The sequence below is a fragment of the Neisseria chenwenguii genome, assembly GCF_002216145.1.
Classification (GTDB): Bacteria; Pseudomonadota; Gammaproteobacteria; order Burkholderiales; family Neisseriaceae; genus Neisseria; species Neisseria chenwenguii.
This window is the reverse complement of sequence record NZ_CP022278.1, coordinates 1,525,740-1,547,723: the sequence shown is the minus strand read 5'-3', so window position 1 is coordinate 1,547,723 and position 21,984 is coordinate 1,525,740. Positions and strand designations below refer to the sequence as shown.

Sequence of the window (21,984 nt, the reverse complement as noted above, 5' to 3'; positions counted from 1 at the left end):
AAAAAAGCTGAAAGTCTCGGGAAACACTTGCAGGGGCGGGTTTTACACCCGCCCGAACGCCGGTATTTCTGAAATATTAAATATTTTCAATAGATTGAATATTTACAGGCGGATATAACCCCCCCCTGCAAACGGCGTTTCTTATTTTCAGACGGCCTTACCCGCCCCATCTGCCTGTTACTCCATGTAATCAAAATCCCCGCCATTTTTACCGATACGGAAAGTTTTAGTTAACAATAAAGAAAAGCCAAAGCCGATAAACACAGCCCGTTCAAACAGATTTCAAAAAAAAACCGCCGAGATTCGCACCCAAACTCAATAAAATATTAATTACATCACACTACATTTCTGTTATAATTCCGCCTGCTTTTCCGCGCCAACCTACAAGCCATTATATTAAAGAGGACAATCCTATGAGCATCAGAGTCGCCATCAACGGATACGGCCGCATCGGTCGCCAAGTCTTGCGCGCCATCTACGACTACGGTCTGCAAAACAAGCTGAAAGTCGTTGCCGTCAACGCCAGCGGCAGCTTGGAAACCAACACCCACCTGACCAAATTCGATACCGTACACGGCCGTTTTGATGCCGATGTCCGCCATGATGCCACCCATCTGATTATCAACGGCCACAAAATCCCCTACTTTTCCACCCGCAACCCCGCCGAGCTGCCGTGGAAAGACCTCGACGTCGATTTGGTATTGGAATGCACCGGCGCGTTTACCGGCAAATCCAAAGCCAACGTCCACCTCGAATCCGGCGCGAAAAAAGTGCTGATTTCCGCTCCGGGCGAAGCCGATGTTGACGCCACCGTCGTTTACGGCGTCAACGACGACGTACTCGCCCCCGAAATGACCGTCGTCTCCAACGCCTCCTGCACCACCAACTGCCTCTCGCCAGTCGCAAAAGTATTGAGCGAAAGCATCGGCATCGTCAAAGGCGCAATGACCACCATCCACGCGCTCACCAACGACCAAACCGTGACCGACGTGCGCCACAAAGACCTGCGCCGCGCCCGCAGCGGCGTGGAAAACATGATTCCGACCAAAACCGGCGCCGCCAAAGCCGTCGGCCTCGTTCTGCCCGAATTGAAAGGCAAACTCGACGGCCTCGCCATCCGCGTGCCCACCGTCAATGTTTCATTGGTCGATTTGAACTTCGTCGCCGCCCGCGACACCAGCGCGGAAGAAATCAACGGCCTGATGAAAGCCGCCGCCGAATCAGGCCGTCTGAAAGGCGTGTTGGGCTACAACGGGCTGCCGCTGGTTTCCATGGATTTCAACCACACCTCCGAAGCCAGCCACTTCGACGCGACGCTGACCAAAGTGACCGACGGCAACATGGTCAAAGTTTTCGCGTGGTACGACAACGAATGGGGGTTCAGCTGCCAAATGCTCAAAACCGCGTGCCGGATGTTTGACATGGAAGTGCCTGAGTTTAAATAAGGTTTTTTGATAAAACTGTGTTTTAACGATGTTGATTTTTGCGTAGGGTGGTGCTTGCACCCTACGAAAATTTCACTATATCAACGTATTATCCAAACACAATCTTAGTAAAAAGGCCGTCTGAAACCGTTTGCCGAGAGTAATCGAATTTCAGGCGGCCTTGTGTTTTTTCAGACGGCCTCACGCCGCACCACCTTCCCATGCCGATTCCGACGACGCGGCGTATAATTTTCAGACAGCCTCCCGATTATCAAAGGCCGTCTGAAACCGAACGAAAGGCATCCTATCATGATGAACCTCGTCAACACCCTGCCCATGCGCGTCATTCCCATCGACCGTGACCGCGCCGATTATGCCGTTTCCAAAAACCGCCTCAGCGACTACTTCGTCCGCAATCCGCAAGCCTTGAAACTGGCGATGCAGGCCGAACACACCGCACGCGCCGTGCGCATCGCCGCCCACGCCTGCGGCCTGTGGTTTGCCGAATGGCAGAACCCCGACAGCCGCCAAACCGTCCTCGCCGTCGCTCGCAAAGACACCATGCCCTTTGCCGCGATGTTTGAGAAAGCCTTAAACAGCGCGGATGTGACGGCGGCGCTGCGGCGGAACAGTTAAACAGGCCGGATTCAATAATCCGGCCTACAGCTGCGCCCGGCCCGCCCTTACCTATTCCCCCGCTTTACGGCATAATACGGCCCGTGTTTCCACATTCTTCCCGATAAAAGATAAAGGCCGTCTGAAAATGTCTGACAAAACCCCGTCGCTGTTTGGCGGCGCGATGATTATCGCCGGCACGGTAATCGGCGCCGGTATGTTTGCCAACCCCACCGCCACCTCGGGCATTTGGTTTCTCGGTTCGCTGGCGGTCTTGTTTTACACCTGGTTTTCCATGCTCGCGGGCGGGCTGATGCTGCTGGAAGCCAACACCCACTATCCGTACGGCGCGAGTTTCGACACTATGGTCAAAGACCTGCTCGGACAGGTTTGGAACGTCATCAACGGCCTTGCCGTGGCTTTCGTTTTATACCTGCTGACCTACGCCTATATTTTCGTCGGCGGCGACCTGACCGCACAGGGTTTGGGCAGTCTCGCCGGCGGCAAGGTTTCGCTGCCGGCCGGGCAACTGGTGTTCTTCAGCATTTTGGCCTTTTGCGTGTGGGCATCGACGCACTTGGTTGACCGCCTGACCTCGGTTTTAATCGGCGGCATGGTACTGACTTTTATTTGGGCGACGGGCGGCCTCCTGGGCAGCGTGAAACTGCCCGTATTGTTCGATACCGCGGCGCCTGCGGATACGCAATACTGGATTTACCTCGCAGCCGCCCTACCCGTCTGCCTTGCCTCGTTCGGCTTTCACGGCAATGTTTCCAGCCTGCTGAAATATTTCAACGGCGACGCGCCGAAAGTGGCGAAATCGCTCAAAGCGGGCACGCTGCTGGCGCTGGTCATCTACATCCTCTGGCAGCTTGCGATTCAGGGCAACCTGCCGCGCAACGAATTCGCGCCCGTGATTGCAGCGGAAGGACAGGTTTCGGTCTTGATTGGAATACTGGCGAAATTCGTCGCCGTCGGCAGCGTCGGCACGGCCTTGTCGCTGTTCGGCTATATGGCGATTGCCACCTCGTTTCTCGGCGTAACGCTCGGCCTCTTCGACTACATCGCCGATATGTTCAAATGGAACGGCACAGCCGCCGGCCGCACCAAAACTGCCGCGCTGACCTTCCTGCCACCGCTGGTCTGCTGCCTGTTGTTCCCCACCGGCTTCGTGACCGCCATCGGCTACGTCGGCCTCGCGGCTACCGTCTGGACGGCGCTCGTCCCCGCCATGCTGCTCTACAAAGCGCGGCAGAAGTTCGGCAGATCGCCGCAATACAGTGTGCGCGGCGGCTTCGGCCTGATGGTCTGGGTATTCCTGTTCGGCCTGATCAACATCGCCGCGCAGGTATTGAGCCAACTCGAATGGGTACCCGTGTTCAAAGGTTGAGCATTTTGCGAAAACAGAAACCGTGCATTTTTGAATGCCGTCTGAAAACCAAAAAAACAAACCCCCGCCATGTACGACTACATCCAATTCCACACCGACGAAAACTACCCCGAAAACCTGCCGCCCGAAAACGCCGCTACCCACATGGGCATGTACTGGCAATGGGCAGCCTTGCAGGGGCTGGCCAATCCCGTCTGGCAAACCGCACCCGAAACCGCCGCCGACTTCGCCGCCATGCAGGCCGGCCGCATGAGCGGTGCGCAGTTTCTGCTCAAACACATGGGCGGCGCACTCACGCCCGAAGACTTTACCGAGTGGGGGCAACGCTTTACCGAGTTCTACTACGACGACGAAGAAGACGGCTACGGCGCATTCATGGAAGACTACGTCAAAACCCTCAACACCCCCGCGCTGGGCGGCTTCTACTGCGCCGCCGACACCCCCGAAACCTACGCCGCCCTCGCCCCCGTTTTTCAGACGGCCTACCTCAACTGGAAACGCACGCTGAAATAATGTCCGACACAACAAACAACGCTTCGCAAAGGCCGTCTGGAAAAATGAACCGGTTCCCCCGTATCGACATCGCCGTCAACTGCTTCCGCCGCGGCGGCGGCATGGAGAGCTACACCCTCGACCTCGTGCGCGGGCTGACCGCACGGCAGAGCGCCGTAACCGTTTACGCCGCGCAGACCGACCCCGCCCTGCCCGAATACGCGCTGACGGAAGTGCACCAAATCAGGCAGAACCTGATCCCGAAAAAGCTGCGTCCCTATCTTTTCTCCACGCAGCTCGAAAACGCCCGAAACGGCAGCGATGCCCCGCTGATTGCCTGCAATCCCAGCGCTCATGCCGACATTTTCGTCTGCGGCGGCACGCATCTGGGCTATCTGGAAAATATGCGGCAAACCGCCACGCCGCTCGACAAGCTGACCGTGCGCCGCAACCGCAGCAATTACACCACCGCCAAATCCGTTATGGCACATTCGCACCTGATGCGGCGCGAGCTGGAAACACTGTACGGCGTGCCGTCTGAAAAAATCCGCGTCATCCACCCGCCCGCCGACACCGCCCGTTTCCGCCCCGACCCCGAAAACGCCGCAGCCGCCCGCGCCAAATACGGATTCAAAGACGACGAAACCGTGTTTCTATTCCCCTCCACCGGCCACAAACGCAAAGGCTTGGATCTGCTGGCGGAATTTTTCGAACACACCGATCTGCCCGTCAAACTCGCCGTCGCGGGCTCGCCGCTGCCGCGCCCGATGAAAAACGCAGTCGGACTCGGCTTCTGCAACAATATGCCCGAACTCTACCGTGCCGCCGATTTCACCATCATGGCCTCGCTCTACGAACCTTTCGGGCTGGTCGGTGTCGAATCCGTATTATGCGGCACGCGTGCCGTCCTCTCCGACAACATGGCCTGCACCGAAGTCATGAACGCAGACGCCGGCTTTTTCTTCTCCCGCCAACGCCCCGAAACGCTGGCCGAAGCCGTTTCCCAAGCCGTCGCCCTCAAACAGCGCAGTGAACACAGAATCGCCGACCCCGCCGCCGCGCTGACCTACGACCCGACATTGGAACACCATATCGACCGCCTGTACCAAATGCTGGCCGACTACACACAGGCCGTCTGAAACCCGCCAAAGGAACACCCGTGAAACTCATCATCCTCGACCGCGACGGCGTCATCAACCAAGACCGCGACGACTTTGTCAAATCCGTTGACGAATGGATTCCCATCGAAGGCAGCATGGATGCCATCGCCTTTTTGACGCAGGCCGGTTACACCGTCGCCGTCGCCACCAACCAATCCGGCATCGGCCGCAAATACTTTACCGTTCAGGATTTGAACGAAATGCACGCCAAAATGCACCGCCTCGCCGTACAGGCCGGCGGCGTCATCGACGGCATCTGGTTCTGCCCGCATCTGGCCGCCGACAACTGCAACTGCCGCAAACCCAAACCCGGCATGGTTCAAGATATTTTGGAACGCTTCCAGGCCGAAGCCGCCGAAACCTGGCTGGTCGGCGACAGCCTGCGCGATTTGCAGGCCATTGAAGCCGTCGGCGGCAAACCCGCGCTGGTGCTGACCGGCAAAGGCAAAAAAACGCTGGCCGAAAACGAAAGCAAACTGCCTGAAAACACACAGATTTTCAACAACCTGCTGGCTTTTTCGCAATATATTATGGGTTTGGAAGCAGAGAAGGCGGCTGAGGCCGTCTGAAAAAAATTTAGATACCGGTCGTAGGTCGGATTCCCGAATCCGACAATTTTCCTGAAGCCACCAATTTGTCGGGTACAAATATCCGACCTACGTTTGGCTACCATTCTTTTTCAAACGGCCTTTAACGCTGTTACCGCCAAATGCCGTCTGAAAAAGCCAATCCATCACAAACCTGTCCCCTCCCCCGCCGGCGGGGGAGGGTTAGGGTGGGGGTGGAAAGTCAGGCCGTCTGAAAAAACCAACTCAACGCCGCCCAAAAATCCGCAAGAAAGCCCTCTTATGCTCTTGATTAAAAACCTGATTTACTGGCTGATTCTCGCCACCACCCTGATTGCTCTGTTCCCCTTTATGCTCGCCGGCGCGCTGTTTCCCGGCGGTGCGCACAAAATGGCGCAGGTTTGGGTCGCTATCCTCAACTGGTCGCTCAAACACGTTATCGGCCTGAAATACACGCTGATCGGCGCGGAAAACATTCCCGACCGACCGTCGATTATCTGTTCCAAACACCAAAGCGGCTGGGAAACACTGGCTTTGCAGGAAATTTTTCCGCCGCAGGTTTATGTTGCCAAACGCGAGCTGTTTAAAATTCCGTTTTTCGGCTGGGGGCTGAAACTCGTCAAAACCATCGGCATCGACCGCAGCAACCGCCGCGAATCCAGCGAGCTGCTGATGCAGCAGGGTCTGGCGCGTAAAAACGAAGGCTACTGGATCGCCATTTTCCCCGAGGGCACGCGCCTGCCGCCCGGGCAGCGCGGCAAATACAAACTCGGCGGCGCGCGCATGGCAAAAATGTTCGAGATGGACATGGTGCCCGTTGCGCTCAACAGCGGCGAGTTCTGGCCGAAAAATTCCTTTCTGAAATATCCGGGCGAAATCACCGTCGTCGTCGGCAAACCGATTGCCCACAACAGCGGCGACGAAGCGGCGATGATGGCCGAATGCGAAAACTGGATCGAAGCGCGGCAGGCCGAAATTACCGGGCGCGGGCCGTTTGCGCCGAAAAAGGCCGTCTGAAACATGGCGCACTACCCGCACACCCTTTCAGACGGCCTCGAAATCCGCATCGCACTCAAACGCAGTGCAAAGAAAAACCTGATTCTGCGCCCGATAAACGCGCACGAAATCAGCATCAACATCCCGCCGTTCCTCAGCGAAAGCCGTCTGAAAAAATGGCTAGACGAAAACGAAACCCTGCTGCGCAAAACCCTAGCGCGCAAGCCCGCCGCGCCCGATCCGCACGAAAAACCCGGCAGCATCTGGTATCGGGGCGTTCAGACGGCTTTGGGTGAACACGGCGCCCAAACCATCGCGCTGATGCCGTCTGAAATCCTGCTGCCGCAAAAAGACTGGGACGCGCAAAAAAACCACCTGCGCCACTTCCTCACCGAACGCGCCGCCGAATACCTCCTCCCCCGCCTGCTGCGCCACGCCGACGCGATGAACCTCGCTCCCACCGCCGTCGGCCTCAGCAACGCCAAAACCTTCTGGGGCGTCTGCCGCGCCAAAACCGGCATCCGCCTCAACTGGCGGCTCATCGGCGCGCCCGAAGCCGTCGCCGACTACGTCTGTATCCACGAACTCTGCCACCTCCCCCACCCCGACCACAGCCCGCGCTTCTGGGCAATGGTTCACCGCCACACCCCGAACACCGACGAAGCCAAACGCTGGTTGAAAGCCAACGGCGGAGCGCTGTTTGTGTTGGGGTGAAGGCGGGTAGGCCGTAGGTACGGTTAGCCGCCCAAAGGCGGCGTAACCGTACTCCACGCGGTTCGAATGCTGATGCCGTCTGAAAAATGAGCAGACGTAGGCCGGGCTTCAGCCCGGCGGCTATCACAAACTAGGATTTTTGCTGGGCTGAAGCCCGGCCTACGGACTGTTATTTTTCAGAGTAGGTACGATTCGCCGCCCCAAGCGGCGTAACCGTACTCCACGCGGTTCGGATACGGATGCCGTCTGAAAAATAAAGCGGTACGGCTTGCGCGGGTTTGTACGGTTACGCCGCTTGAGGCGGCTAACCGTACCTACCGTCCTTCCCGACACCCCACCAATGCTGTCTGAAAATCCCCCCGATTCCCTTACGCCGAAATGTAAAATTTTGGTATGATTCACCCCTGTTTCTACCGTTCAGGCCAACCGATTATGTCCGTTTACACCAGCGTTTCCGACGACGAAATGCGCGCCTTCCTCACCAACTACGACTTAGGCGGATTCGTCTCCCTGCAAGGCATCGCGCAGGGGATTACCAACAGCAACTACTTCCTCACCACCACCGCAGGGCGTTACGTTTTGACCGTGTTTGAAGTGTTGCAACAGGAAGAACTGCCGTTTTTCCTGCGTCTGAAACAGCACCTCAGCGACAACGGCGTCGCCTGCCCCGCCCCCGTCGTGTGCAAAGACGGGCGCATGGATTCCGTCCTGGCCGGCAAACCCGCCTGCCTCGTTACCTGCCTGAAAGGCTCGGACACAAGCTGGGCAACCGCCGCACAATGTTTCAACACCGGTGCCATGCTGGCGAAAATGCACATCGCCGGCCAAACTTTCCCGCTCAAAATGGAAAACCCGCGCTACGACACATGGTGGCGCGAATCCGCCGCCAAACTGCTGCCCGTTTTGGATGCCGCCGATGCCGCGCTGCTGCAAAGCGAAATCGCATTTTTAGACCAACATTCAGGCAGCCACCTGCCCTCCGGCATCATCCACGCCGATTTGTTTAAAGACAATGTCTTGCTCGACGGCGAACAGGTCGCCGGTTTCATCGACTTCTACTACGCCTGCAACGGCAACTTCATGTACGACCTTGCCATCGCCGTCAACGACTGGGCGCGCACTGCCGACAACAAGCTCGACCAAGCGCTGTTTGAAGCCTTTTTAAACGGCTACGAAAGCGTGCGCCCACTTTCCGACGAAGAACGCACCTACTTCCCCACCGCCCAACGCGCCGGCTGCATCCGCTTCTGGGTCTCGCGGCTCTTGGATTTCCACTTCCCTCAGGAAGGCGAAATGACGTTTATCAAAGACCCCAACACCTTCCGCGATTTGCTGCTGAGCTTGAAATAACAAACAGGCCGTCTGAAATTCAGACGGCCTGTTCCTTTCCTCTTTCAATGCCCACCGCTTCCGCTACCGCCAAACGGCGGTTTGGCAAACCAAATCACGGCAATCATCAAGATAAACAACACACTACCTGCCATAAAGATTTCGTTTGAGCCGAGGATAAAACCTTCGCGGGTAATGGTGCGGACAATCTGCTCCACTGCCTGCGGCTGCGACAGCCCCTGCTGCATCATTCCATCTACCGCCTGCTGCGCGGCGGCGGAATACGGCGTGATGTGTTCAGCCATCTGCGTGTGGTGCAAGGCTTCGCGCCGCTCCCACATGGTGCTGACCACCGACACGCCGACGCCGCCCATAAATACGCGCAGGAAGTTTGACAGGCTGCTGGCGGTGGCGATTTGGTGGCCTTTCATCTGCGACAGGGTAATCGTGGTCAGCGGCAGGAAGAACATCGCAACGCCCAAGCCCTGCCAGAACTGCGGCCAAACGACGCTGCCCATATCCATGCCTGCGTAAAAATCAGTGCGCCAGTGAAAGGTAAAGGCGAACACCAAAAAGCTCGCGGTAACCAAAATCCGCATGTCGATGCGGTGGCCGAAACGCCCGATTATCGGTGACAACACAATCGGCAGCAGCCCGACGGGGGCGGCGGCCAGACCCGCCCAAGTGGCGGTGTAGCCCAGATTCGACTGCAACACCAGCGGCAGCAGCGTCAGCGTGCCCATATACACCATAAAGCCCAGCGAAGTCGCCAAAACGCCGATGGTGAAATTGCGGTTTTTAAACAGCGACAAATCGACAATCGGGTATTTTTCGCCCAATTCCCACACAACAAAATACGTCAGGCACACTAGCGCAATCACGCTCAGCGTGATGATTTCAGCCGACGCAAACCAGTCGAGCTCTTTGCCGCGGTCGAGCATCATCTGCAACGCGCCCACGCCGACCACCATCAGCACCAGCCCCGTGTAGTCGATAGGCGTTTTCACGATTTCCGTTTCACGTCCGCCCAGTTGCCGGCGGGTAATCCAAGCCGACATGATGCCGATGGGGATATTGATGAAGAAAATCCAACCCCAATGCCAGTTGTCCGAAATCCATCCGCCGAGAATCGGCCCCAATACGGGTGCAACCACCACCGTCATCGCCCACAAAGCCAGCGCCAGCGTGCGCTTTTCGGACGGGTACGACGCCATCAGCAGGCTTTGCGACAGCGGAATCAGCGGCCCTGCAATAAAACCCTGCAACACGCGGAACAGCACCAGCAGGCCGAGGTTAGGCGCCATGCCGCACAGCCACGAGGTGACGACAAACCCGATGACCGCCCAGACAAACACCCGCACCTCGCCAAACCGCCGCGCCATAAAGCCTGTCAGCGGCACCGACACGGCATTGGCCACCGCAAACGCGGTAATCACCCAAGTACCCTGCGTCGTCGCCGCACCCAAATTGCCCGCAATCACAGGCAGCGCGACGTTGGCGATGGTCGAGTCCAAAACTTCCATAAACACCGCAAGGCTTAAGGCCACCGTTACCAGCGCCAGCCGCAAACCCTGCAAAGGGGGATGGTTCATATTGTTTTTCCCAAAAATTCAGACGGCCTGAGCTTGGCTGAACGTCTGTCTGATGCGGATAAAAAAGCCGCGGCCTTGATAAAGGTCGGAAAGGCCGGGACCTTTGCAAAGGCTCAGGCCGTCTGAAATTTCTGTCGGCAGTATGGCTTTTTCAGACGGCCTGCATCGTTTCCAACCTTCCAAAACAACACGGCCTCTTCGAATCCAATCCAAGAGGCCGTCTGAAAACTTACTTCGCGTATTTCTCAAAAATCTGTTCGATTAACGCATCGGCAGCCGTCCAATCCACGCTGCCGGTGTCGGGCGATTCGGCGCCGCGTTCGGCCGCCGCCGTCATGGTTTTGCCCGAACCGTCGCCGCTGACATCCACATCAACCGTCATCGACAAACCGACGCGCAGCGGGTTGGCTTTCAGCTCTTTCGGATCCAGACTGATGCGCACGGGAACGCGCTGCACGACTTTAATCCAGTTGCCCGTCGCATTTTGCGCCGGCAGCAACGAAAACGCGCTGCCCGTACCGGCCGACAAGCCCATGACTTTGCCGTGGTAAACCACTTTACTGCCGTACAAATCCGCCGTCATTTCAACGGGTTGGCCGATGCGCATCCGGCGCAGTTGTGATTCTTTGAAGTTCGCATCCACCCATAAATTATCCAGCGGCACCACCACCATCAGCGGTGCACCCTGCGCGACCTGCTGGCCGACTTGGATGATGCGTTTGGCAACCTGGCCGGCAATCGGCGAACGGATTTGCGTGCGCTGCAGATTCAGCCACGCATTTTTCACATGGCTCACGGCCGTCTGAACGGCGGGCTGCTGGCGCAGCGGAATATTGTCGCCCAACGCCGCTTTCGCCGATGTTTCCTGCGCTTCCACCGCTTTGAGCGCCGCCTGTGCCTGCACCACCGCCGCGCGCGCGTGGCTCAATTCTTCGCCGGAAACCGCATCCGTGCCCTCAAGTTGTTCGCGGCGGCGCAAATCAGCCTGCGCCCGCGCCAAATCGGCCTTGCGCAACAAAACCTGTGCTTTGGCCTGCGAATTGTCGGCGGTACGCTGTTTGTTTTGGCGGATGGCCTGAACCAGCTCATTTTGCGCACGTTCGTAAGCAAGCTGGTAATCGCTGTCGTCCAACACCACCAGCACATCGCCTTTTTTTACCAAATCGGTGTCTTCGGTCATCACCTTGCGCACCGTGCCGCCGATTTGCGGGGTAATCTGCACCAGATGTCCCGCCACATAAGCATCTTCGGTTTCTTCCTCATGCTGCCAAATCAAAAAATAAGCCAGCACAAAACCCAGCGCGATAATGATAAACAGCAAAGTCACTACCGTCAGATTACGCTTGCGGCGGTTTGGCGCACCTGAAACCGTTTTTCCCAAACCGCTTTGCGGGCTAGCGCCATGTTCCGTATCCATGAATACTGTTCCCAATTTTTCGATAAAACGCTAATAGTAAAATAAAAAATCTACTTCGTTGGCTGCGGCTTGTCGTACTACCCGTACTGTCTGCGCCTTGCCGCCTCGTATCTTTCTTATTTTATTTCACTATAAAAAACCGTTTGCCGATAAATACTTAAAATTCCTGCCAACGCCCGATTCATCTGCCGTTGCGGCGGGAGGAAAAGAATGGTGCATTTTATAACCGCCCTATGGCTCAAGCAAGTGACTATACCTGCATCAACGCAGGTATAGTGAATCAAAAGAAAAAACCTACTTCGTTAGCTGCGGCCGGGCTCAAAGAGAACGGTTCACTAAGGCGCTGAAGCGCCAAGTTCATCTGTCCCGTACTACCCATACTGTCTGCGCCTTGCCGCCTCGTATCTTTTTTATTTTAATTCACTATAAAAGGCCGTCTGAAAAGTTCAGACGGCCTGTATCCGGCAACGTTTACCACATCCGAAAACCGCCGCCGAGCTGGTTGTGTACATTACTCCAAGCGGTCAGCAGTTCGGCGCGCTGTTGCGCGGCCTGCATTTTGACTTTTAAGGCCTCGTCCTGTTTTTTCAGGGTATCCAAGCCGTTTTCCAAACCGGCTTTCACGCGGCTGCGGGCGGATTGCACGGATTTTTCGGCGGTGACGGCCATTTTGTCGGTCAGGTTCTGCTTGGCGCGCTGGTTTTGATAGTCGGAAACGGCATCGGCGGCCGCGCGCATGGCGTTGAGCACGGTTTGGTCGTAAAGGGCGACCTGTTCGTTATACTCGGCGCGGCGGCCGGCGAGCTTGGATTTCAGCGCACCTGCGGTGAAAATCGGCAGGTTGACGGCGGGTACGATGCCCAACATTCCGGAACTGCGGCCGTGTACGACATTAAATGCGTCGATGTGCGACAGGCCGGCCAAAACTTTCAGCTCGATGTTGGGGTAAAACTCGGCTTTCGCGGCGGCAACGCTGCTCATGCGCGAGGACAGCAGGGCTTTTTGCGCGGCGATGTCGGGGCGGGTCGCCAAGATGTCGGCGCGGACTTTGTCCACCGCCAAAACCGGCGCGACTTTGGCTTTTTCGGGTGCGTCTATCATCAGGCCGTCGGGCGTTTTTCCACACAAGGCGGCAAGGCTGTGGCGGATTTGCGCGTTTTTTTGTTCTAACGACAGGCGTTCCATCTGCAACTGCTGTTTCTGCAATTCCAACGGATAAAGGTTTTCAGACGGCATCAGCTTGGCGTTGATGCGCCGCTGCATGAGCTGGCGGATTTTTTCGACGGTTTCGATGCGCTGTGAAATTAAGGCGGATTGTGCGTTCAGCGCCTGCCAGGCGAAATATTGCGCGGCCACGGCGTGCGCCAGCCCGTTGCGGGTTTGCACGGCTTCATACGCCAGCGCCTGCTGTTTGCCTAATACGGATGCGATTTCGGCGCGGTTTTTGCCCCAAAAATCAAACGACCAGCTGCCCTGCAATGCGGCATTGGCCAGCAGCAGGGTGTGGTCGGTTTCGGCTTGAGGCGAGGTGGGCTTGGGCGAAACGTAGGCACCGATGCCGCGTGCGGTCAGACCGGCTTGCGGCAGGTTGGCGGCGCGGGTAATGCCCAACTGCGCCTGCGCCTGATCGAAACGCGCCTGCGCGGCGCGCAAGTCGGGCGCGGTTTTGACGGCTTCTTCAATCAGCCGGTTGAGTTTTTGATCGCCAAGCTGCTTCCACCAGCCGTCTTGCGCGACGGCGGATTTGGCTTGGGATAAAGAATGCGCCGCGGGCTCTGCCAACGGCGCCTGTTTGCCAAACGGGGCGCAGGCTGCCAATGCGGTTGCGGCAATGACGGCTGCGCCCGTTTTGACGGTTGTGTATTTCATGGACGGACTCCGTGTTGTGCGCAGCCGCCCGAAAAGCGGAAATCAGTCTTCCAGATTTTTAAACAACTTATCCAAAAGATGCTGCAACTGCGCATAATCTTCTTCGGTGAATGCTGCCCAAGCCTCGCCGCTTTTTGCAGAAACAAACGGCCATACTTTCTGGATAAACGCCTCACCCTCTGCAGTCAATTTTAGCACAATCTGGCGGCGGTCCTGCTGGTTGATATGGCGCTCGACCCAGCCGTGTTCGACCATTTCGTCGGAAAGGCGGGTGGCGCTGGTACGGGTCAGATCCATCAGATCGCTCAGGCGCGAGGGCAGGATTTCGCTGTTGGGGCTGACATAAACGGCCATCATGGCAAACCACAGGTTTTCGTTAATCCCGTAGGATTTCAGTCCCTCGTTCAGACGGCCCGTCAGGCGCTCGGTCACGACACGCATCAGACGCGACACCCGAACCTGAGACTCGGGGAAATTAGGAAGGCGCTCAGACAAAAGCTGCAGGGCGGTAATTAATTCGGCTTGTGAAAAACTCATTTGTATTGTCTCTCTTGAAATGGTTGGTTGTTGTATGACAAAGTAAAATAAAACGACAAAACGGTTCGGCTTCAATGCAGATATTTGCTATTCAGGCGTTATACTAATTCAGCCGAAATTTTTTCCAATGAAATTCTGACAATCGGTAGTTTCCGCATACAAACGGACAAACCCATTTATTCAAAATTTCACAACTACATGTATTATTTTAAAATTTTTTTGTTTTATATTTTTATTGCATATATCGTCATCATACCACCAAAGATTGGTCTTACCTACCTTTAGTAACAATTTAGAAAGACATATTTTCAATTTGGTTCACGCCTTTTTCAGAAGCCTCCAACCCACACCCATGAAATCATTCCGAAAATTTCCATTCGCCCCCGCAAATGTAAACCCAAAATGTTTAAATAAACCTGATAGTTACATATCTTAATAACTACCCGGCAAACGTTTGTATCCGCAAAAAACAGCGGCCAAGCCACCCACACTCCCCCATCATACAGATGCCGTTTTTCTGCAACACAAAATACAACACTCCCCTCCCCGCTTATATTAAAATATACGGCCTGTGGTTCGAAAACCTCCCACTTGACGCCGCCCGTCCACCGCGTCTAAACAAAACTAAGGAAACCGAAAAATGTCCCGCAACGATGCCGAACTCGGCAGCCTTTCCCTTTTAGGCAACCAAAACACGCGCTATCCCGACCGATACGCGCCCGAAATCCTCGAAGCCTTCGACAACAAACATCCCGGCAACGACTATTTCGTCAAATTCGTCTGCCCCGAATTCACAAGCCTCTGCCCCATGACCGGCCAGCCCGATTTCGCCACCATCGTCATCCGCTATATTCCCGGCGTCAAAATGGTGGAAAGCAAATCGCTGAAACTCTATCTGTTCAGCTTCCGCAACCACGGCGATTTTCATGAAGACTGCGTCAACATCATCATGAAAGACCTCATCGCGCTGATGGCGCCGAAATACATCGAAGTATTCGGCGAATTTACCCCGCGCGGCGGCATCGCCATCCATCCGTTTGCCAACTACGGCCAAGCCGGCACCGAGTTCGAAACGCTCGCCCGCAAGCGTTTGTTTGAACACGACTGCCAATAATTCCCCTCAATATTTTTCAGACGGCCTATCTCTTATAAAAACAGGCAGGCCGTCTGAAACCTGTGTTTTCCGTTTTTTCAGACGGCCTGATGTATGCCCAATGCCGTCTGAAAACCGCATTCCCGAAAGCAAACCAATATGTATCGATTTACTTCCGCCCAACAGCACAAAGCCCTGTTTTGGCTCGTTTTGTTCCACATCCTCATCATTGCCGCCAGCAACTATCTGGTGCAGTTTCCGTTTCAGATTTTCGGCATCCACACCACTTGGGGCGCGTTTACCTTTCCGTTTATCTTTCTCGCCACCGACCTGACCGTGCGCATTTTCGGCGCACGGCTTGCGCGGCGGATTATTTTCCGCGTGATGTTTCCCGCACTGGCGCTGTCTTATGCGCTGTCCGTGCTGTTCAGCAACGGTGCTTGGACGGGCTTTTCTGCGCTGTCGGAATTCAACAGCATTGCAGGCCGCATCGCGCTCGCCAGTTTCGCCGCCTACGCGCTCGGCCAGATTCTCGACATCACCGTCTTCAACCGCCTGCGCCGTCTGAAATCATGGTGGGCCGCGCCGACCGCCTCTACTTTTCTCGGCAACGCGCTGGATACGCTGGTCTTTTTCAGCATCGCCTTCCACGCCGGCAGCGACGCTTTTATGGCAAGCCATTGGCCGGAAATTGCTTTTGTCGATTATCTGTTCAAACTCGCCATCTGCACCCTCTTCTTCCTGCCCGCTTACGGTTTGGTATTAAACATCCTGGCCCAAAAACTGACTTCGCTGCAACAAACGGATTCGGAACAAACCGCCGAATTGGCCGCGCAAGAGTTGTAAAAAACGCCGGAAAACACAAAGGCCGTCTGAAATTCTTCAGACGGCCTTTGCTGATTTTGCGGGCGTTTAAATGACTTCCAATACGAAATAATGACGCAGTTTGTTATATACCTTATCGGTTACATTGATGCAGCCGTTGGTCATGATGCGGTCGGACACGCGCTTGGACGCAATCCGCTGCATACGGCGTTCCGACGGAATCTGCGTCCACACGCGGTGCAGCGCAAACAGGAAATCGCCCTGCTCTTTAAAGCCGATGACTTCGCCGCCGTAACCGGGCTTTTCGGTACGCATCAGGCGCAGGTTGAATTGGCCTTTGGGCGTGGTTTTGCCGATTAACACGGGGTAACATTTTTTGTCGTCGGCAAAGCAAAGCTCGGCCCTCGAGGTATCGACGACCACTTTTTTGCGTTTCATAAATTCAGCCGCAGTCTCGGCTTGGACAAAAGACGCCAAGCCGGCAAACAGGACGGCGCACAAAATCAGTTTGTTCAAAAATCTTCCTTAATTATTGACGGATACGGCGCGGCGTTTTCTCCACTTCGCGGATAATCACTTCCGGCTCTGCTTTGGGTGCCGGCGGCGGGCAAACAGCGTCTTTCGGAAACACGGGATTCCAGTGGAAGCTGCGCGCGTATCGGTTTTTATCATAAATAACTTTGTATTGGCAAGTAGTTACGTCTTCCACGCCGGAAGTGTTTTCAGGGTCGGCGCCTACGCCCGGTGTGTGGAAGTGGAACAGGTAATCCCACTCGCGCACGCGGAACATTCCTTCGTCGTAATGCGGACGGCCTAAAATTTTATAAATATCGTCTTTGGTCAGGCCGGGCTTCATTTTTTCCAGCTCGTCAAAAGTCGGGAACGTGCCGCGGCCTTTGTTGAACGTAAGCGAGTAAGGTTTGGGGAATACCGGATTTTCGGTCGTACCGTCTGCTTTGACGTCGCTTTTGGTGGCGCAGGCAGCCAAAAGGCTTACTGCCAACAATGACAGACCCGCTTTGATGATTTGTTTGGTTTTCATAGAGTTAGATCCTTTTTGATTTCCCGCACGTTTGAAAAAAGGCTGCGCACAGCCGAATTTTCAGACGGCCTGTTAGTAAAACGGCAATGATTTCGGAATCCGCCAAACGCCTGCTTTGCCCTGTTGATGCTGACATTTATTGTCAGTTTGTAACACTTATCCGCCGAAACGGCGCCGTATTTCTACGGAGGATTTTGCCGAAGCGGCAAACTGCGTTTGCGTTGTTTCTTTTAAGCGCTGTTTTCTTTGGATTTTATTTTTTCATTGTTCGTCGTTTGGCTTTCCTTGCTGATAATCCATGCAAATTCCATGCCATTTTTTTCAGACGGCCATGCAGACGCACAAAGGCCGTCTGAAAAACAGGACTGCTGTTTTCAGACGGCCTTGATTTCAAAAAAACTAAACGGCTTAACCTTCGACTTTGACTTCGACGCGGCGGCCTTCGGCATCGTTGCCTTGTGCGCCGACGCTGGTTTCAGGTTTGCGCAATTCGATGCTTTCGGCTTTCACGCCTTGTGCTTCAAAGAAGGCTTTTACGGCTTGGGCACGTTTTTTCGACAGGGCTTCGTTGGATTTTGCGTTGCCGGTGCTGTCGGTGAAACCGCTGATGACCAGTTTTTTGCCTTCTTTGCCTGCGGTAATCACGTCGGCAACAATGCTTTCTGCGCCGTCGGCGATGTCGTTTTTACCGGTGGCAAAATAGAATTTGGCCACGCCGTTTTCGTACACTACGCGGGCGTTGGCGCTGTTTTGCGCAGCAGGGGCGGAAGCGTCGGCAGACGCAGAGGCGGCAGCCGCTTGAGATGCAGCAGAAGCGGAAGAAGCGGAAGAAGCGGAAGAAGCGGAAGAATCAGCCGGTGCAGACGAAGGCAGAGCCGCGGCGAATGCGCCGGATGCAGGAATATCAGTCAGCATAGCATTGTCGGAAGTGCCCGATGCGCCGGATGCGGCAGAGGCTGCGGACGCGGCGCTTTCAGACGGCGCTGTGCCTTTTTTGTCGCTGCAACTCTTGAAGGCAAACAATGCAGCGAACAGCGCAATGCCCAAAACAATCCATTTGCCGGTGCCGCCGCCCGATTTGGCTGCAACAGCCGTACCGCCGACTGCCGCAGTAGTCGCGCCCGCTGCACCGAAGCCGCTGACGATGTTGCCCAAGCCGCCAAACAGGCCGCCCAGGCTGCCGATGCCCAGCGCAGACAGCATATTGCTGCTCAGGGCGCTGGAAAGCCAGCCCTGCTGTTGACCGAGCAGGCCGAGAATTTGCGAACCGCCCAGGTTGTCGCTTTGCGCTTTACCGCGCAGCGCCGACAATACCAGCGGCAGACCCAATGACAGGGTCGAACCTGCGGCGGCCTTGGAAACGCCGCTTTCCTGTGCGATTTGGTCGGACACGCTGGCTGCGTTGCCGCCCAAAAATTGCGGCAGCAGTTTGTTGCCCAGTTCGGTCAGGCCGCCGACATTGCCGTTTGCGGCTTGGGCGACGGTGTCGCTCAGATTTTGGCCGCCTGCGCCGCTGATTAAGTCAACCAAGCTCGAAGCATTGCCTGCGCCGCCGCTGACGTGTTTGACCAAACCGGCTACCAGTGCAGGCACGGCCAAACCGGCCGCTTTGCTGCTGTTTTCGGCATTTTCGCCGTTAGCGGTCAAGAATTGGCTCAAAACGCCGCCTACTTGGTTTTGCAATAAATTACCCAAATCAAAAGACATCGCTGTTTCCTCAATGATGGTAGAAAAAAATGACGGGACGACGGATGGTTCCGCGGCTGTTTTTCCGGTTGAAAAAACGGCTTTGCAGGCAAAACGCCTGCAAACCCCTGTATATAAAATCTCTGAATTTGGTCGCAATACTACAACAGGCCGTCTGGAAAATCCTACCCCGCGCCCTTGAATTTAAACTCTTTTTACTAACTCTTTAGCTTATGCAAACTTCTCTGAACTTATAAAAACGGATTATGGCGCCGCTCGTGGCCGATGGTGGTCATCCTGCCGTGCCCCGTTATCACGCGGGTTGCTTCGGGCAACACCAGCAGTTTGCTTTTGATATTGCTGATTAAATCGTGATGATTGCCGCGCGGAAAATCAGTTCGGCCGATAGTTTCGTAAAACAAAACATCGCCCGCAATCAGTAAATCCGCCGCCGCGCAGTAAAATACCACCTGCCCGGGCGTATGGCCGGGGATATGTAAAACCTGAAACTCATACGCGCCCACCGACAGCGTTTCGCCCTCATGCAGCCAACACGTCGGCACAAACGCGGGCGATACGGGAAAACCGTAACCCGCCGTGGTTTCTGGTAGGGATTGCAACAGAAACTCATCGTCTTCGTGCGGCCCGATAACAGGCACATCGTGATGACGCAAAAATTCCACCACCCCGCCCGCATGGTCGAGATGGCCGTGTGTCAGCCAAATTTCCTTAACATTCAAACCTTTGGATTTGATTTCTTTGAGCAGATACGGCACATCGCCGCCCACGTCGGTCAACACGGCTTCTTTGGTTTCGTCGTCCCATAATAAAGTGCAATTCTGGCGGAACGGCGTAACCGCGATAATTTCAAACTGCAAAGACATATTTGGTTCCTTAAATTAACAATCTGATTTTATAGTGAATTAAAATAAAAAATCTACTTCATAAAAAATCTACTTCGTCGGCTGCGGCTGAGCTCAAAAGAGAACGATTCACTAAGGCGCTGAAGCGCCAAGTTCATCTGTCCCGTACTATCCGTACTGTCTGCGCCTTTGCCGCCTTGTATCTTTCTTATTTTACTTCACTATAACTGGCAAAGGCCGCCTAAAAACCCAAACGCATATTTTTCAGACGGCATTTCAATCATTCGGTATAATAACCCGTCTAATAAAAACATCAGGGAAAACATGAAAACCATCATACCGATTTTCGCCGCACTTTTCATCAGCGCCGCCGCCTACGGCGCGGATTTGATGCTGGCGCAGGAATATAAAGACCAAAACATTACCGGCTGGGCGATGAGCGAAAAGCTCGACGGTGTGCGCGCCTATTGGGACGGCAAACGGCTGGTCAGCCGCCAAGGCTACGCGTTTACCCCGCCCAAAGGCTACACCCGCCATTTTCCGCCCTACCCGCTTGATGGCGAATTATTCAGTGCGCGCGGGCAGTTTGAACAGATTTCTGCCGCCGTCCGCACCGAATCGGGTGACTGGCGCGGCATCAAACTGCACGTTTTCGACGTTCCCCAAGCCGGCGGCAATCTTTATCGCAGGCTCGCCGTGTTGCAAAACTGGCTGACCCTCCATCCCGACGCCAACATCGCCGTTATCCCGCAAACGCCCGTGAAAAGCGCCGAACACGCGCAAGCGTTTTTAAAAGAAGTAGAAACCGCCGGCGGCGAAGGGGTAATGCTGCGCCACCCTGATTCCGCCTACCAAAGCGGCCGCAGCAGCCTTTTGCTGAAACTCAAAAGCGAACACGACGCGGAATGCACCGTCACGCGCCACTACGAAGGCAAAGGCCGCAACGCGGGCAGGCTCGGCGCGGTCGGCTGTAAAAACGAATTGGGCGAATTTAAAATCGGCAGCGGTTTCAAAGACACCGACCGCGTCAACCCGCCACCCGTCGGCGCACTCATCACCTACCGCTACCGCGGATTTACCCAAAAAGGCACGCCGCGTTTTGCGACGTTTCTGCGGGTGCGGCGGGATAAGTAAAGCGTTTGAAAACAAGGCCGTCTGATATTTCGGCTACGGTAACCGGATTTCAGACGGCCTTTGTCTATCTCAACAGCGGATTATTTGCTGCCCCACACTTCTTCAACGATGCTGCGGATCAGCGCCAGTTTTTTCCATTGGTCTTCTTCGGTCAGCTCGTTGCCTTCTTCGGTAGAGGCAAAACCGCATTGCGGGCTGAGGCAGAGCTGGTTGATGTCCACATACTGCGCGGCTTCTTTGATGCGCTCGATGATGGCTTCTTTACTTTCCAGTTCGCCTGTTTTGGAAGTGACCAAACCTAACACGACTTGCTGGTCTTTGATGAAACGCAGCGGTTTGAAGTCGCCGGCGCGGTCGCTGTCGTATTCCAAGAAGAAACCGTCCACACGGCAGCCGCCGAACAGGATTTCGGCCACCGGCTCGTAACCGCCGCTGGAGAACCAAGTCGAGCGGAAGTTGCCGCGGCAGATGTGCATGGTAACCGCCATATCGGCAGGCGCGGCATCACGGATGTCGTTGAGCATTTTCACATAACTCTTGGCAGTAGCGTCCACATCCACGCCTTGCGAGGCGTAAAGCGCGCGTTTTTCTTCCGAGCAGAACTCGCCCCAAGAGGTATCGTCGAGCTGGAGAATGCGGCAGCCTGCGTCGTAAAACGCTTTAACGGCGTCGATGTAGGCGGCGGTGATGTCGGCCAACAGCAGGTCGTTATTGCCCGCATAGCGTTCAATCAGCTGCGGATTGGGCGTGCGCACGCAGGTAATAAGGTGAAGCATACTCGGTGACGGAATGGTAAATTTCACGGGATAGCCGTCGGCTTCTTCCTGCAAGGCTTTAAAATGATTCAAAAACGGGTGAACTTTGGGAAACTCGATTTTATCGGTAATCTTTAAGGTCACGGGGCGGTGCATCGTCGCTTTAAACTGCGTGCTGTATTGCTCGGTTTCAATCAATTCCACGCCCAAAAGTTCAAACAGAAAATCCAAATGCCACCAAGTGCGGCGGAATTCACCGTCGGTGACGTTGGGCAGGCCGACTGCTTTTTCTTTGGCAATCAACTGCAAAACTTCCTCGTCTTCCACTTTGTGCAGCGCTTCGGCCGAACAGTCGCCGCAAGCGCATTGGCGGCGCGCCCGCTTCAGCGCTTCCGGACGCAAAAAGCTGCCGACAATATCGAAACGGTAAGGCGCACGGTCGCGCATGGTTGCTTGGGGGAATAATTTGCTCATGATTTATCCTT

23 protein-coding genes are annotated in these 21,984 nt (G+C 55.3%); 13 read left to right on the top strand and 10 right to left on the bottom strand.

All coding sequences use genetic code 11. The annotated features are described in order from the left end of the window. Nucleotides 1–413 precede the first annotated feature (413 nt). The 9 genes from gap to thrB all read left to right on the top strand — a co-directional run bounded on the left by gap (nucleotide 414) and on the right by thrB (nucleotide 8,707). Entirely contained in the window at nucleotides 414–1,445 is a 1,032-nt protein-coding gene (gene gap / locus BG910_RS07635; RefSeq protein WP_089036330.1) for a type I glyceraldehyde-3-phosphate dehydrogenase, read from the top strand. A gap of 288 nt (nucleotides 1,446–1,733) precedes the next feature. Continuing rightward, a complete protein-coding gene (locus BG910_RS07630) occupies nucleotides 1,734–2,060 on the top strand; it encodes a hypothetical protein (protein ID WP_089036329.1) in 327 nt (108 codons plus the stop codon). A gap of 127 nt (nucleotides 2,061–2,187) precedes the next feature. After that, nucleotides 2,188–3,429 carry an aromatic amino acid transporter gene (locus BG910_RS07625; RefSeq protein WP_089036328.1) on the top strand — a complete coding sequence of 414 codons (1,242 nt, stop codon included), beginning with the start codon at nucleotides 2,188–2,190 and terminating at the stop codon, nucleotides 3,427–3,429. A 69-nt stretch (nucleotides 3,430–3,498) separates the two neighbouring features. Then, entirely contained in the window at nucleotides 3,499–3,942 is a 444-nt protein-coding gene (locus BG910_RS07620) for a DUF7832 domain-containing protein (protein ID WP_089036327.1), read from the top strand. A gap of 44 nt (nucleotides 3,943–3,986) precedes the next feature. Then, nucleotides 3,987–5,060, top strand: coding sequence for a glycosyltransferase family 4 protein (locus BG910_RS07615; protein WP_089036326.1), 1,074 nt, complete (start codon nucleotides 3,987–3,989; stop codon nucleotides 5,058–5,060). Between the two features lie 20 nt (nucleotides 5,061–5,080). After that, nucleotides 5,081–5,650: a D-glycero-beta-D-manno-heptose 1,7-bisphosphate 7-phosphatase gene (gene gmhB / locus BG910_RS07610; RefSeq protein WP_089036325.1), complete on the top strand. Its 570-nt coding sequence runs from the start codon at nucleotides 5,081–5,083 to the stop codon at nucleotides 5,648–5,650. Nucleotides 5,651–5,929: 279 nt separating this feature from the next. Next, the gene (locus tag BG910_RS07605; RefSeq protein ID WP_089036324.1) at nucleotides 5,930–6,664 is read left to right on the top strand and encodes a lysophospholipid acyltransferase family protein; all 735 of its coding nucleotides are present in this window, start codon (nucleotides 5,930–5,932) and stop codon (nucleotides 6,662–6,664) included. Nucleotides 6,665–6,667: 3 nt separating this feature from the next. Further along, a complete protein-coding gene (locus BG910_RS07600; protein WP_089036323.1) occupies nucleotides 6,668–7,357 on the top strand; it encodes a M48 family metallopeptidase in 690 nt (229 codons plus the stop codon). A 432-nt stretch (nucleotides 7,358–7,789) separates the two neighbouring features. Next, nucleotides 7,790–8,707: a homoserine kinase gene (gene thrB / locus BG910_RS07595; protein WP_089036322.1), complete on the top strand. Its 918-nt coding sequence runs from the start codon at nucleotides 7,790–7,792 to the stop codon at nucleotides 8,705–8,707. Nucleotides 8,708–8,751: 44 nt separating this feature from the next. Here thrB and BG910_RS07590 read toward each other — a convergent pair whose 3' ends face one another. The 5 genes from BG910_RS07590 to BG910_RS07575 form a co-directional block, all read right to left on the bottom strand. Next, the gene (locus tag BG910_RS07590; RefSeq protein ID WP_089036321.1) at nucleotides 8,752–10,278 is read right to left on the bottom strand and encodes a DHA2 family efflux MFS transporter permease subunit; all 1,527 of its coding nucleotides are present in this window, start codon (nucleotides 10,276–10,278) and stop codon (nucleotides 8,752–8,754) included. A gap of 18 nt (nucleotides 10,279–10,296) precedes the next feature. After that, a complete protein-coding gene (locus tag BG910_RS12315) occupies nucleotides 10,297–10,527 on the bottom strand; it encodes a hypothetical protein (protein WP_123805976.1) in 231 nt (76 codons plus the stop codon). Then, entirely contained in the window at nucleotides 10,508–11,695 is a 1,188-nt protein-coding gene (locus BG910_RS07585; RefSeq protein ID WP_089036320.1) for an HlyD family secretion protein, read from the bottom strand. The genes BG910_RS12315 and BG910_RS07585 overlap by 20 nt, the downstream gene beginning before the upstream one ends. A gap of 471 nt (nucleotides 11,696–12,166) precedes the next feature. After that, complete coding sequence (locus tag BG910_RS07580; RefSeq protein ID WP_089036319.1) at nucleotides 12,167–13,564, bottom strand: efflux transporter outer membrane subunit; 1,398 nt, start codon at nucleotides 13,562–13,564, stop codon at nucleotides 12,167–12,169. A gap of 42 nt (nucleotides 13,565–13,606) precedes the next feature. Continuing rightward, a complete protein-coding gene (locus tag BG910_RS07575; protein ID WP_089036318.1) occupies nucleotides 13,607–14,101 on the bottom strand; it encodes a MarR family winged helix-turn-helix transcriptional regulator in 495 nt (164 codons plus the stop codon). Nucleotides 14,102–14,741: 640 nt separating this feature from the next. On the opposite strand from BG910_RS07575, the gene queF reads away from it, so the two are divergent. Both queF and BG910_RS07565 read left to right on the top strand, forming a co-directional pair. Further along, nucleotides 14,742–15,215 carry a preQ(1) synthase gene (queF, locus tag BG910_RS07570; RefSeq protein WP_089036317.1) on the top strand — a complete coding sequence of 158 codons (474 nt, stop codon included), beginning with the start codon at nucleotides 14,742–14,744 and terminating at the stop codon, nucleotides 15,213–15,215. A gap of 138 nt (nucleotides 15,216–15,353) precedes the next feature. Continuing rightward, complete coding sequence (locus tag BG910_RS07565) at nucleotides 15,354–16,040, top strand: 7-cyano-7-deazaguanine/7-aminomethyl-7-deazaguanine transporter (protein ID WP_089036316.1); 687 nt, start codon at nucleotides 15,354–15,356, stop codon at nucleotides 16,038–16,040. 66 nt (nucleotides 16,041–16,106) lie between these two features. Here BG910_RS07565 and BG910_RS07560 read toward each other — a convergent pair whose 3' ends face one another. The 3 genes from BG910_RS07560 to BG910_RS07550 form a co-directional block, all read right to left on the bottom strand. Further along, nucleotides 16,107–16,457 carry a L,D-transpeptidase gene (locus tag BG910_RS07560; RefSeq protein WP_089037188.1) on the bottom strand — a complete coding sequence of 117 codons (351 nt, stop codon included), beginning with the start codon at nucleotides 16,455–16,457 and terminating at the stop codon, nucleotides 16,107–16,109. 91 nt (nucleotides 16,458–16,548) lie between these two features. Beyond that, complete coding sequence (locus BG910_RS07555) at nucleotides 16,549–17,061, bottom strand: outer membrane protein assembly factor BamE (RefSeq protein ID WP_089036315.1); 513 nt, start codon at nucleotides 17,059–17,061, stop codon at nucleotides 16,549–16,551. Nucleotides 17,062–17,469: 408 nt separating this feature from the next. After that, nucleotides 17,470–18,768: an OmpA family protein gene (locus BG910_RS07550; RefSeq protein WP_089036314.1), complete on the bottom strand. Its 1,299-nt coding sequence runs from the start codon at nucleotides 18,766–18,768 to the stop codon at nucleotides 17,470–17,472. A gap of 13 nt (nucleotides 18,769–18,781) precedes the next feature. Between BG910_RS07550 and BG910_RS12310 the strand changes: the two genes are divergently transcribed. Beyond that, nucleotides 18,782–18,949, top strand: coding sequence for a hypothetical protein (locus BG910_RS12310; RefSeq protein ID WP_157694051.1), 168 nt, complete (start codon nucleotides 18,782–18,784; stop codon nucleotides 18,947–18,949). A 49-nt stretch (nucleotides 18,950–18,998) separates the two neighbouring features. Here BG910_RS12310 and BG910_RS07545 read toward each other — a convergent pair whose 3' ends face one another. Beyond that, nucleotides 18,999–19,631 carry an MBL fold metallo-hydrolase gene (locus tag BG910_RS07545; RefSeq protein ID WP_089036313.1) on the bottom strand — a complete coding sequence of 211 codons (633 nt, stop codon included), beginning with the start codon at nucleotides 19,629–19,631 and terminating at the stop codon, nucleotides 18,999–19,001. 303 nt (nucleotides 19,632–19,934) lie between these two features. On the opposite strand from BG910_RS07545, the gene BG910_RS07540 reads away from it, so the two are divergent. Further along, entirely contained in the window at nucleotides 19,935–20,744 is an 810-nt protein-coding gene (locus tag BG910_RS07540) for a DNA ligase (RefSeq protein ID WP_089036312.1), read from the top strand. Between the two features lie 80 nt (nucleotides 20,745–20,824). Here BG910_RS07540 and BG910_RS07535 read toward each other — a convergent pair whose 3' ends face one another. After that, nucleotides 20,825–21,973: a 5-methyltetrahydropteroyltriglutamate--homocysteine S-methyltransferase gene (locus tag BG910_RS07535; RefSeq protein ID WP_089036311.1), complete on the bottom strand. Its 1,149-nt coding sequence runs from the start codon at nucleotides 21,971–21,973 to the stop codon at nucleotides 20,825–20,827. Nucleotides 21,974–21,984: the final 11 nt, after the last annotated feature.